The organism is Desulfopila sp. IMCC35006 (assembly GCF_005116645.1).
Taxonomy (GTDB): Bacteria; Desulfobacterota; Desulfobulbia; order Desulfobulbales; family Desulfocapsaceae; genus Desulforhopalus_A.
In genome coordinates this window covers 18698-31943 of sequence record NZ_SWCM01000003.1, presented here as the reverse complement: position 1 = coordinate 31943, position 13246 = coordinate 18698, and the positions used below count along the sequence as shown (strand labels likewise).

Below are 13246 nucleotides of genomic sequence, written 5' to 3'. Positions count from 1 at the left end.
TTATTGAAAAAATGCAGAAAAATACTCGATGTCTCTCACGTCTTAAGAGGATAGAATGGGCCTAAACAATCGGCATTTAGAAAAAGACAACTGTGGCTTTGGCTTGATGGCTCATATGGGCGGTGAGGCCAGTCACCGGCTGGTGCGAACGGCGATTGCCTCTCTGGCACGGATGGCCCATCGGGGAGGTATTGCCGCTGACGGCAAAACCGGCGACGGTTGTGGTCTGCTGCTGCAAAAGCCCGATAATTTTTTTAAGTCCATCGCCAGGGAAGAGGGCTGGAATCTGGGCGGCAGGTATGGCGTCGGCATGATCTTTCTCAGTCCCAGCGACGCCCTGGCAACGGTGGCGAAGTGGGCCATTGAAGAGGAACTGGCGCGGGAGAGCCTGACCGTTGTTGCCTGGCGTGATGTCCCTGTTGATCCGGAAGTGCTCGGTGATCTTGCCCTGAAAACCTTGCCGCAGATCGTGCAGGTGATTTTTAACAGCCCTTTTGGCTGGGGATCGAAGGATCTTGAGCGGCGCCTGTATATGGTCCGCCGCCGGGTGGAAAAGCGGGTGACCGATGATCCCGATTTCTATATAGCCAGTCTGTCCAATCTGGTGATCATCTATAAAGGACTGTGCCAGCCAGTCGATCTCCCTTTGTTTTACCCGGATCTGGCCGATATCCGGATGCAGTCGGCGATTTGTCTCTTTCATCAACGTTTTTCCACCAATACCCTGCCCAGGTGGTCGCTGGCACAACCGTTCCGGTATTTAGCCCATAACGGGGAGATCAATACCATCACCGGCAACCGGCAATGGTCGCGGGCCCGGTCATATAAGTTCAGGTCGCCGCTGCTGCCGGATATGGCCGAAGCCGCACCCTTTGTCAACACCACCGGTTCCGACTCCTCGTCCCTTGATAATATGCTGGAGCTGTTTCTGGCCGGTGGGATGGATCTTTTCCGGGCGTTCAGGCTGCTCATCCCGCCTGCCTGGCAGAACCATCCCAACATGGATGAAGACCTCCGGGCCTTCTACGACTTTAACTCGATGCACATGGAGCCGTGGGACGGGCCGGCTGGCATCGTCATGAGCGATGGGCGTTTCGCCGCCTGCGGCCTTGACCGCAACGGGCTCAGGCCGGCCCGCTATGTGGTGACCAAGGATAACCTTATCACCCTCGCCTCCGAAGTGGGCATCTGGGACTATACCCCGGACGAGGTGCTGGAGAAAGGACGGGTCGGGCCCGGGGAACTGCTGGTGATCGATACTCTTTCCGGCAAGCGCTGGACCTCCTGGGACATTGACAGGGAACTGAAGAGCCGATATCCCTATAAGCAATGGATGGAAAAATGCTGCCAGAAGCTTGTCTCTTTCGATCAGGATGAAACGCTTGCGACCGGGGCCAGGTCCCTTGACGATGACCGCCTCCTCTGTTATCAGAAACTGTTCGGCTATACCAATGAGGAGCTGGAGCAGGTTATTAAAGTGCTTGGCGCAACCGGGCAGGAACCGATATCGTCGATGGGCGATGATGCCCCTATGGCGGTGCTGTCCACCAAAAACCGCAGTCTCTACGACTATTTTCGACAGATGTTCGCCCAGGTGACCAACCCGCCAATCGATCCTTTGCGGGAGAGGCATGTCATGTCGCTTGCCACCTGTATCGGCCGCGAACAAAATGTCTTTGACGAAGCGCAGAGCCATGCCTACCGGGTGATGTTTCAGTCGCCGGTGCTTGTCTACAGTGATCTGCAGCAGCTTCTGCAGCTCGATCAGAATAATTACCGTCATGTCGTCCTTGATCTTAATTATGCGCCGGAGCTCGGGCTGCAAAAGGCCATTGAAGAACTGTGTCATGCGGCCAGAAAAGAAGTAGAGCAGGGCGCGGTGCTGCTGGTCCTGTCGGATCGGCATATCACCCCGGAAAGCCTGCCAATCCCGGCGGCAATGGCCGTTGGTGCGGTGCAGCGGACGCTGGTTGAGAGTCATTTGCGCTGCGATGCAAACATTATCGTGGAAACAGCCAGTTGTCGTGACTCGCACCATTTTGCCGTGCTCATCGGCATGGGTGCAACGGCGGTCTATCCCTATCTGGCCTATGAGTCTCTTGCCCAGCTGGTCGATGCAGGTTCGATGCCGGTTAGTCTGCGCAAGGCCATGACCAATTATCGGCATGGCATTGACAAGGGACTGTTGAAGATACTTTCAAAAATGGGCATCGCCACCATTGCCTCCTACCGATGCGCCCAGCTTTTTGAGGCAGTCGGCCTGGCGGGTGAAGTGACCAGGCTCTGTTTTAACGGGGTGACCAGCCGTATTGAAGGGGCCGATTTTGCCGATTTTCAGGAGGACCAGCAGCAATCGGCCCGCCTTGCCTGGAAAAGGGCGCATAAACCCCTGGGTCGAGGCGGACTCTTTAAATACATCCACGGCGGCGAATACCATGCCTATAATCCGGATGTGGTCCAGGCCCTGCAAAAGGCGGTGCGTACCGGTCAGTATGCCGATTATCAGCGCTATTCCAGTTTTGTCAATAATCGGCCGATTGCCTGCCTCCGCGATCTGCTCCAGCTTAAAAAAGATGGTGTCGCCATTTCTCTTGACGAGGTGGAACCGGTGGAAAATTTCTTTGGCCGGTTCGACTCCGCCGCCATGTCCATCGGTGCCCTGGGGCAGGAGGCGCATGAGGCGCTGGCTGCCGGCATGAACCGGCTGGGCGGTTTTTCCAACAGTGGGGAAGGCGGAGAAGATCCCACCCGCTTCGGCACCGAGCGGGTCTCGAAAATAAAGCAGGTTGCGTCCGGGCGTTTTGGCGTCACCCCGCATTACCTGATGAACGCCGAGGTTATCCAGATAAAAATGGCCCAGGGGGCAAAGCCGGGCGAGGGTGGCCAGTTGCCCGGTCATAAAGTGACGGCGCAGATTGCCGCGCTGCGCTATTCGGTCCCGGGGGTAACTCTGATATCCCCGCCGCCGCACCACGATATTTACTCGATTGAAGATCTGGCCCAGCTCATATTTGACCTCAAACAGATCAATGACAAGGCGCGGATAAGCGTAAAACTGGTCTCTGAACCGGGGGTCGGCACCATCGCCACCGGGGTGGTCAAGGCCTATGCCGATCTGATCACCATCTCCGGCTACGACGGGGGAACCGGGGCCAGCCCGCTCACCTCGGTAAAATACGCCGGCAGTCCCTGGGAACTCGGGCTGGCCGAGACCCAGCAGGCCCTGGTGGCCAACGGGCTGCGCCATAAAGTGCAGCTGCAGGTCGACGGGGGCCTGAAAACCGGTCTCGATATTATAAAAGCGGCCATTCTTGGTGCCGAGAGTTTTGGTTTTGGCACCGGGCCGCTCATTGCCCTTGGCTGTAAATTCCTCAGGATCTGCCATCTCAATAACTGTGCCACCGGTGTTGCCACGCAGGATGAGACACTCAGAAAGGAATACTTTGCCGGGGTTCCGGATATGGTGATGCACTATTTTCGGTTTATGGTACAGGAAACAAGAATGCTCATGGCCGAACTGGGAATTGCCAGGCTGACCGATCTGATTGGCCGGACCGACCTGCTTGAAGTGCTGCCCGGCATTACGGCCAAACAGAGAAAACTGGATTTGCGCCCTATTCTGGAATCCGTTCAGCCTCCGCCGACCAGCACTCTTTTCTTCAGGGAAGCCAATGTCCCCGAGGATCCGGGGAGACTGAATATCCGGATGGAAGAGCGCTTTCGGCAGGCGGTTGAAACCATGTCCGGCGGGGGTGGAAGTTTTACCATTCGCAATACCGACCGGAGTGTCGGGGCGCGGCTGTCCGGAAAGATTGCCGCCCTCCATGGTAATAACGGCATGAAGGATGCTCCTGTCCATCTGCTTTTCAACGGTACCGCCGGACAGAGTTTCGGGGCCTGGAATGCCGGCGGCCTGCATATGGTGCTCACCGGCGATGCCAACGACTATGTGGGCAAAGGAATGGCCGGAGGTAAGCTGGTTATTCGTCCGCCGCTGGGGGTTGCCTACAGGAGCCACGAGGCGGTGATCATCGGCAACACCTGTCTTTATGGAGCGACCGGGGGATGGCTTTTTGCCGCCGGCCGGGCAGGAGAAAGATTTGCGGTCAGAAATTCCGGGGCAAAGGCGGTGGTCGAAGGAATCGGTGATAACGGCTGCGAGTATATGACCGGCGGTATTGTTACCATTCTTGGCGAGACCGGGGTCAATTTCGGTGCGGGGATGACCGGTGGCTTTGCCTATGTTCTCGATGAATCCGGTACTCTTGCTTCGAAGATGAATCCGGAGCTGGTTGATATCAACACCCTGGAAGATCAGGCCGTGCTGCAGGAGCATTTGCGGGGAATTATTGACGCCCATTTTCAGGAAACGGGCAGTGAGCGGGCCGAGCGCATCCTGACCGGTTTTGATGGGCAGTATATGAGCCTTTTCCGGCTGGTCAAGCCAAAGACATCTGATCTTGCAAGTCTGCTGGGACATCGGGGAACCTCGCCAAGCGAGACCCTGGCCGTTGTTTTTTAAGGGGAAATTATGAGCCAGAATTTATTCCAGTTTATCGAGGTCGCGCGGGTCGATCCCCAGAAAAAAAGGATCGAACGGCGCCGCCATGAGTTCGTCGAGATCTATCATCCATTTCAGCAATCCCAGGTGCAGATGCAGGCGGATCGCTGTCTTGACTGCGGTAACCCCTACTGCGAATGGAAATGCCCGGTACACAATTATATTCCCGACTGGCTGCAGCTGGCCAACGAGGGTCGTATTGTCGAGGCGGCGGAGCTCTGCCACCAGACCAACAGTCTGCCGGAGGTCTGTGGACGGGTCTGTCCGCAGGACCGACTCTGTGAAGGTGCCTGCACCCTGAATAACGATTATGGGGCGGTAACCATCGGCAGCATTGAAAAGTACATTGTCGACACCGCGTTTCAGATGGGCTGGCGACCCGACCTGTCCAAGGTTATACCCACCGGCAAGCGGGTGGCGGTGGTCGGTGCCGGGCCTGCCGGTCTGGGGTGTGCCGATGTGCTGATCCGCAACGGCGTGCAGCCGGTGGTTTTTGACCGACATCCGGAGATAGGTGGATTGCTGACCTTTGGTATTCCAGCCTTTAAACTGGACAAACGGGTGATGGAGATTCGCCACAAGGTTTTTGCCGGGATGGGCATCGAGTTTCGCCTGGGGGTGGAGATCGGCCGCGATCTGCCCTTTGCTGATCTGCTCGCCGAGTACGATGCGATCTTTATCGGCACCGGCACCTACACCTCCATGCGAGCCGACCTGGTCAACGAAGATGCTGGCGGGGTATATGCTGCGCTCGATTATCTTATCGGTAACGCCGACCGCCATCTGGGGTTGCAGCGCGATCGCTATCCCTATGTGGATATGGCCGGAAAGCGAGTGGTTGTTTTGGGCGGCGGCGATACTGCCATGGATTGTGTACGTACGGCGGTTCGTCAGGGGGCGATTGATGTCGTCTGCGCCTATCGACGGGACAGGGTAAACATGCCCGGATCGGCCCGGGAGGTGCAGAATGCCGAGGACGAAGGGGTTCGTTTTCTGTGGAATTTGCAGCCTCTTGGTCTTGTCTGCCGGGAAGATGGGCATGTCAGCGGCGTGCAGGTTGTCAACACCCGGCTTGGTGATGCCGATGAGCGCGGACGGAGAAAGCCGGAACCTGTTGCCGGCACAGAGGCGGTCCTCGATGCCGACAGCGTGATCATGGCCTTTGGCTTCAGGCCAAGTCCACCCGATTGGCTCAAGCACAATGATATCGTTGTCAACGACCGACAGCTCATCACCGCGCCTGCATGCGGAACAATGCCCTTTCAGACGACCAACCGGAAGGTCTTTGCCGGAGGCGATGCCGTGCGCGGTTCCGATCTGGTTGTGACTGCAATTGCCGAAGGACGCACTGCTGCAGAGTCAATTCTTCTCTACCTCGATGTCTAATTCTGGCAGGACGATCCCGTTTTTGTGCATCTCCTCGTATTTTGCAGCATATGGTAGATATTTTTGAGTTTTTCTTGGAAAATTGTTGTGCCCGATGCAGATACCAGATAGTGTGATGCGCAAATTTCGAAAGACACACTCCCCCTAGGAAACGGACAATACGCCAGGATACATTTCAGGTCTCGCTTGCGTGACGCAGTTGCCTTGGTGGTAAATTCAAATTATTAGTTTTACATGTGCTTTTCCTTTCTGCGCTTTTGGCAGGCTTTCAGGAGGAGGGCACCATGGAGCAGGTATGAAAAAAATCGTTGTCGGTAGTCTTTTACTCCTCCTTGTTGCGGGGGTGGGGATCCCGTTCGTGAACGGGCTGGCAATGGAAAAAATTGTCAAAAAATCTTTTGCCAATCTCAACAGCATGTATGCCGATACCGGCTCAGGTGTCTCCATCGAGATACTGCGTTATGATCGACATTTTTCTTCGACGGAAATTGAGTGGGACATAAAACTCGGACCGCTGAAGGCGATATACGGGGTTGACGAGATAACTTTTGTCGATCGGGCAGAGCATGGATATACCGGTATTATTTCGAAAACAAGCCTTGAAAAAAATAAATGGTTTACCGATTTTGTCAGCACGAAACTTGCCGGGAAAAATCCATTGGATATTTCCACCGAATACAAACTTTCCGGCGAGATTAAGTCAACCATTACCCTGGCGGCCTTTTCTCTGCCGGTGGACGGTGAAGTGGTCGCAATCAAACCAGGCAAGGCAATTTTTACCTGGGAGGAGGCTTCGAAGAATTTTTACTCTGATACGTCCTGGCAGGGATTTTCTGTTGCGGATAAAATGGCGGTGGATGGCATCTCCGTCAGCTCCAACCTGGAAAAGATTTCCACCTATCTGTGGGATGGTACCCTCTCCTATGGGTTGAAAAAAGGGCAGATTAACGGCGATGCCAATGAACAGCTCCAACTCGTAGATTTTAAAGGCGACTACAGCCTGGATATCGATAAGGAAGAGAATACCGTATCGGTTGTGGCAACCTTTGGTTTTGATGCGCTGCAGACCGGTCTGGAAAAAATTGACAACGGTTTCGTCCGACTCGGCGTTATCAACATGGATGCTCAGGGATTCGAAGAGTTTATTAAGCTGTATACCGAAATGGCCAACACGGTCTTGAATGATTTCGCGGCAGCAGGGGATGATCCGGCAAAAATGAAAACGATTCTCCGGAACCAGGTGAGCAGGACGCAGTTTCAGATGTTGACGGCCTACGAGCGTTTATTGAAAACAGGGCTGGAATTTCAAATTTCCGATCTCCATGCCAAAATGCCTGAGGGAGAAGTAAAAGGTGATGTGGCGGTGGGTCTGAATAAAGACATGACCTTTGCCCAGTTTATCCCCCTTCTGCAGCAACCGGAATTGCTGCCGGAGATTTTTTCCCTGAACTCCGAGATCGTTCTTCCGGCGGACCTTGTTGGTGATAACCCGGTGTTTTTGTCACCGATGTATCCGGGAATGCAAACCGGTTTATTTGTGAAAAACGGTGACACACTCACGCATAAGGCGGAAACCAGAGATGCCAAACTTTATCTGAACGGTCAGGAGGTTCAGTTTCATTAAGCGGCGGGCTTTGATGGCGCCGTAAGGATCCTTGTCCGCTTGCATGTGCCGGCAGGGCGTGTCTCCACGGACAATTTCTCTCTCATTTTGGCGCACTGATTGTCGTAATGACAGAAAAATTGTCTGCGAAGGCGATGCCTTTTCGAAATCTACGCGTCGTACTTCGGCATCCTGGAACTGGACGTCTTACGACGCCGTTAACTCTGGTACTCGTCGACGGTGATGTTTAAATCAGCCAGTTGTCTGAAGACGTAATCGCGACAAGCGACATCCAGCTGTTCCGGCACTATGAGACCTGTTTCGTGGCAAAGCTGCTCAACCATCATCGCGCTGAAAACCGCGGCGCACTGACCGGTTGAGTACGATTCGTGGGTCATTTTGGCTTGAGAGAATGCCTCTATCAGGCCGGGGAAGTTGGTATAGCAGTCAATCTGTTTATCCTGCCCGCCGAGCTTGCCCTTGACGCGAACCAGAAAAGCTCCCTCATCCTGAATGATTCCTTCATCAATGACCGCCTGAATTTCTTCTGCAAAACGGGGCGCCCGTGGAATCTGCTTCATCAGCAGTTCGAATGGTACTATCTCAACCCCATTGACGTTGACTTTTTCTTTGCTGAGCAGGCCGACTTTATAGAGATGTTCGGCCAGTTCCACCTGTGGACCGCCGTATTTGAACTCGATGTTTCGAACGCCTTTCAGAACCGAATCCGCCAGCAGTCCCATGGTCACCGGTTCGTCATGTTCATGGTCGACCATACGGACCTCGTGATCAATACCCCGAAACGTCATCTTAACCGGCCGGCTGAACGGGACGTCGGTGACAATCTTGCCGTTTTCCATGCGGAAGGTCTTGTACATCATATCCCCCAGGGCGACTTCCGGTGACCACCAGAAAGGAATATAGCGCTTGCTTAAGAAACCGTCGTAAAAATAGATGCCGATGGAATCACAGCTGTCGAGTTTTTCCACGGATCGGCGCACGATGACATTGGCGAGGCCGGGCGCGATGCCGCAGCCGACCAGGGCCAATAATCCTTTGTCCTTAAACCTCTGGTGCCACTCGGAAAACAGCCACTGGTAGGTTTCGACAAAGCCTCTTTCTTCCATGGGGCCCGACAGGTCCATATAACCGGCCCCAACGGTAAGGGCGGCCTCCATGACATTGAGGTTATATTCCAGCGGTAAGCCATTGATAATCAGGCTGCATCCTGCAGCGGCAGTTATGATCGAAGCGGTTTCATGGGCATCTACCTGTATGGCCTCCGCTTTTGACAGCGAACCACTCAGCCTCTCGCTCAGAAGCCGGTCATAATCGGCGCAGACAATCTGTTGTACCTTGGGGTGTGTATCGAGGTGTTTTGCGATGGTACTCCCCTGAGCACCCAGCCCGATAACGAGGACTTTTTTCATTACTCCATTCTCCTTCAGACATCTATTTTAAGTGGATGGCAGGAACAATTTTTCCCGCCCTCCCGCAGGCAGGAGGACGGGAAGTATTCTGTCAGTGTGATTTGATTCTGGTCCAGGCCTCGTCATACAGTCGCATGGCGGCACCAATATCGGTTATGGCGTGGAGTTTGGCATTCATCTCCGGGGTCGGGTAGATTTGCGGGTTTGCCCGATCCGACGGCGTGATATAGGGAAGTGCCGCCTCGTTCGGGGTGGCGTAGCTGTTGTAGTTGGACAGTTCAGCCCCAACCTTCGGTTCGAGAATCCAGTTGATCCATTTATGCGCGGCATCCGGATGTGGTGCCTTGGCCGGAATAGCCATTACGTCGACCCAGAATTCGCCGCCCTCCTTGGGGACAACAAAGCCGAATTTGTCGGGATTTTCGCGGACATCGCGGAGTGCGTCACCGTTAAAGACGACCGCGACGTCGGCTGTCCCGGCGACAACGTCGTTTTTCCCGCCGACGCCGGTCTTGAATCCCAGGCATCCCTTGCTGTTTTTGGTCTTGATCAGGAGCTCAGAGGCCTGTTTGATCTGTTCCGGCTTGGTGGAATTCATCGGATATCCAAGAAAAAGCAGGGCCTGGTTCATCGAGCTGCGGATGTCGTCCATCAACCAGAAGGAACCGGGCTGCTTGGCAGGGTCATAGACGATCGACCAGCTGTTTGCCGCTTCATCGGAGACCTTCTTCCTGTTGTACATGATGCCGATCGTTCCCCACTGCCAGGGCACGGTGTATTTATTGCCCTTGTCCATGTCCATTGTTTTGAACCGGCTCATGAGATTGCCGAGATTAGGGATCTTCGACTGGTCGAGCGGCTGGATCAGGTTCAGTCCAAAGATGATCGGCAGAACATACGACGAAGGAATAATGATGTCATACTGGCTGACGCCGCCAGCCTGGAGTTTGGCCAGCATATCTTCGTTGCTTTCGTACAGGTCGATCAGAACCTTGATGCCGGTCGCCGCTTCAAAGTCGGTGGAGAATTTTTCCTCATCCATGTATTCCGACCAGGTGAAAATACGCAGCTCCTTGTCTTCGGCAAAAGACGAGCTGATGCAGAAGAGTATCGGCAGCAGCGACACGACCAGCAGAAACAATTTTTTCATGGGGTTCCTCCTTGTGCTTGGTTGAATAAGAGTTAGGACTTGTGGTGAGATTATCATGGATGCTTTTCTGGTTATTTTTTTCGTGAAATACGTTCGGCCAGGACCACCAGGATTACGGTGATCAGGACTATTATGGTCGACAGGGCATGTATCTGCGGCGTTACCCCGCGGCGTACCGCCGAGTAGATGTACAGTGGCAGGGTCTGCGATGTCGGACCGGAGGTGAAGAAGCTGATGACAAAGTCGTCAAGAGACAGGGTGAAGGCGAGCATCCCACCCGCGACGATGCCCGGCAGCAGCAGCGGAAAAATGACCCGGCGCATCACGTACCAGTTGTCGGCGAACAGGTCGCGGGCGGCCTCTTCCAGATCGGTGCCGATGGAAACCAGACGACTGCGCACCACCAGGGCGACAAACGCGATCTGGAAGGTGATGTGGCCGATGGTCATGGTTACCATCCCGGGTTGAAACACGTCGGAAACCGAGCGGAGAATGGCGAAGACCACCACCAGCGAACCGGCCATGACGATATCGGGAATAACCACCGGGAAATTGAGCATAAGCCCGAGAAAACCGTTGGTACGGCTCCCCCAGGGAAAGCGGCTGATGCCGATGGCCAGCAGGGTGCCGATAACCGTTGAGACCAGAGTCGAAACCACCGCCAGCGTCAGCGTGTTCCAGGCTGCCTCCAGGATGTAATTGTTATGCAGCAGCCCGGTATACCATTTCATAGTGAATTCCTGCCACACCCAGCCGTGCTTGGCCGAGTTGACCGAGAAAACCGCAATACCGAACAGCGGCAGGTAAAGCATGCCGATGGTGAAAAGAGAGATTGACTGTAAAACCAGATGACGTTTTTTCATATAATATCCACCGTATTCCCTTTCCGGCGATAGATCCGCATGGAGAGAAGGGTCAGCAGCATCAGGGCCATGCTGATGGCGGCACCGAAAGGCCAGTCGCGGCTCGTGCCGAACTGCTGCTGAATGAGATTGCCGACCAGCATATACTTGGCACCACCGAGGAGGTCAGGCACAACAAACGTTGCCATGGTCGGCACCAGCGTCAGGATGATCCCGACCGTGAGGCCCGGTGCAGTCTGGGGAAGTATCGCCTGCATGAAGACGCGGTACCTCGAGGCATAGAGATCCTGGGCGGCTTCAACCAGCGCCCAGTCCATTCTTTCGACACTGGAATAAAGCGGAAGGGCCAGAAAGGGTAAATAATCGGAAATCATCCCGATATAGACCGCAAAAGCACTGGGGTACAATGACGAACCATCCGGGATGAAGCCAAGAAAGGTGGCGAATCTGGCAAAGGGCAGGTCCGGCGACAGCAGCAGGAACCAGGCATAGGTACGGATGACTATGTTGGTCCAGAACGGGATAATAAGAATAACCAGCCAGACAAACCTGTTGCGGGCGGGACGTGAGGCTATGAAAAAAGTTAAGGGGTACGACAACAGGATGGAAACCAGGGTCGTGACCAGCGAGACGACGACTGAACGGCCAAGTATTAACAGGTAGTCAGGGGTCCAGCCGAAGGAGCTGAATCCGGCCAGACGTTTGTAATTATCAAAGGAGAAATTCCAGATGACCTCGCCATAGACGCCTCGCTCGGCAAAACTGAGCACGACGAAAATGAGCGATGGCAGGACCAGAAAAGCGGTCAGCCAGAATATGCCGCTGGAGAGAAAGGACATGCCCCTTCGGGTCAGGGCCCTTTCGGTGGTCATTTCACCGTGCCAGAGAATAGTGTTTTGTTTCATCCTCAGCCCTCCAGCACAACCAGTTCAGCCGGGGGAAGCTCCAGCCAGACCTGATCTCCGATCTTGAAATTTTTGAAGGCATTAGTCCGAACCCTCAGCGCTCCGGGAGACATGGTGAGATCGAAATTGGTGCCGCGATAGACTATATCCTGGACGGTGGCATGGACGCCGTTTACGCTCGGCTCGCTGCCAACCCGTATCCACTCCGGTCGGATGGCAACGAGCCCCTCCGGCCATTCCGGCTGCTTGTTCAATGACAAAAAGCCTACCTCCGTCTCGACGCCGCCATTCACACGCCGGGCCTGCAGGAGATTCGCCGCGCCAAGAAACTCGGCGACAAACCGGTTGCGGGGGAAATCATACACTTCAAGCGGGGTGCCGCACTGGACGACCTCGCCGGCCTCGATAACCGCAATCCTGTCGCTGCAGACCAATGCCTCGGCCTGATCGTGGGTGACCAGGATGAACGTGGTTCCGAGCCGGCGCTGCAGACGACGCAATTCCTCCTGGACCTGGGCGCGCAGCTTGGCATCGAGAGCCGACATGGGTTCGTCGAGCAGCAGGATGTCCGGTTCATTCACCAGGGCCCGGGCGATGGCCACCCGCTGCTTCTGTCCGCCGGAGAGCTGCTCCGGGCTGCGGTTGCGCATCGGGTACATTTCCAGCAACTCCAGGGTGTCGCTCACCTTTTTACGCACCTCCTGCTCGGGGAACTTGCGTGAACGAAGACCGAAGGCCACATTCTCGAAAATTGACAAATGCGGGAAGAGCGCATAACTCTGAAAAACCGTATTGACATTGCGCTTGGTAGCGGGCAGGGCCGTGATGTCTTTTCCGGTCAGGATTATCGCCCCCGAGCTTGGCTGTTCCAGGCCGGCAATAATTCGCAGCAGCGTGGTTTTCCCACAGCCCGATGGGCCGAGAAGGGTAAAGAACTCCCCCTGGCGGACCTCCAGATCGACTCTTTTAAGGGCCGTGACCGAACCAAAACTTTTGGTAATATCGCGGATAATGAGATTTTTTTGCGGTTGATCATTCATTTCGACATATCCTTACGTAAAAAGTGACACTCTATCGGTCCCCGGATCCCTGCCACGCCAGGTGCGCAGAAAAAGATAGCAAAATCAGTGCCATCTCCGCTGATTCAAATTATCCGTGTGCATAGCTGCTGTTTGAATCTTAACAAGCATCGATAGCTGGAGTAAAAATTCATAATTGTTTATTTGTTCTGGTCTGCATTTCAAATATGTAAAATGCAGACGCATTCTGCTCTATAGCTCTTCTCACCGTAAGAAACGAGAAAAGAAGCGAATCGTCTCACATTCGTGCGATTTTTTCACGGTGCTGA

Annotated in this window: 8 protein-coding genes; 3 read left to right on the top strand and 5 right to left on the bottom strand. The window is 54.5% G+C overall.

Features of this window, described 5'->3' with window-relative positions:
- Positions 1-55 precede the first annotated feature (55 nt).
- The 3 genes from gltB (at position 56) to FCL47_RS06395 (ending at position 7571) form a co-directional block, all read left to right on the top strand.
- Positions 56-4522, top strand: coding sequence for a glutamate synthase large subunit (gltB, locus tag FCL47_RS06405; protein ID WP_136812665.1), 4467 nt, complete (start codon positions 56-58; stop codon positions 4520-4522).
- A 9-nt stretch (positions 4523-4531) separates the two neighbouring features.
- A complete protein-coding gene (locus FCL47_RS06400; protein WP_136812664.1) occupies positions 4532-5947 on the top strand; it encodes an FAD-dependent oxidoreductase in 1416 nt (471 codons plus the stop codon).
- A gap of 295 nt (positions 5948-6242) precedes the next feature.
- The gene (locus FCL47_RS06395) at positions 6243-7571 is read left to right on the top strand and encodes a DUF945 family protein (protein ID WP_136812663.1); all 1329 of its coding nucleotides are present in this window, start codon (positions 6243-6245) and stop codon (positions 7569-7571) included.
- 197 nt (positions 7572-7768) lie between these two features.
- On the opposite strand, the gene FCL47_RS06390 is transcribed toward FCL47_RS06395, so the two are convergent.
- From FCL47_RS06390 to FCL47_RS06370, 5 genes are all read right to left on the bottom strand, one after another.
- Positions 7769-8980 carry a saccharopine dehydrogenase family protein gene (locus FCL47_RS06390; RefSeq protein ID WP_136812662.1) on the bottom strand — a complete coding sequence of 404 codons (1212 nt, stop codon included), beginning with the start codon at positions 8978-8980 and terminating at the stop codon, positions 7769-7771.
- A 91-nt stretch (positions 8981-9071) separates the two neighbouring features.
- Positions 9072-10130: a spermidine/putrescine ABC transporter substrate-binding protein gene (locus FCL47_RS06385; protein WP_136812661.1), complete on the bottom strand. Its 1059-nt coding sequence runs from the start codon at positions 10128-10130 to the stop codon at positions 9072-9074.
- A 71-nt stretch (positions 10131-10201) separates the two neighbouring features.
- Entirely contained in the window at positions 10202-10993 is a 792-nt protein-coding gene (locus FCL47_RS06380; RefSeq protein ID WP_136812660.1) for an ABC transporter permease, read from the bottom strand.
- A complete protein-coding gene (locus tag FCL47_RS06375) occupies positions 10990-11898 on the bottom strand; it encodes an ABC transporter permease (protein ID WP_136812659.1) in 909 nt (302 codons plus the stop codon). Before FCL47_RS06375 ends, FCL47_RS06380 begins: the two co-directional genes overlap by 4 nt.
- A gap of 2 nt (positions 11899-11900) precedes the next feature.
- Positions 11901-12938, bottom strand: coding sequence for an ABC transporter ATP-binding protein (locus FCL47_RS06370; RefSeq protein WP_136812658.1), 1038 nt, complete (start codon positions 12936-12938; stop codon positions 11901-11903).
- Between the last annotated feature and the right edge of the window lie 308 nt (positions 12939-13246).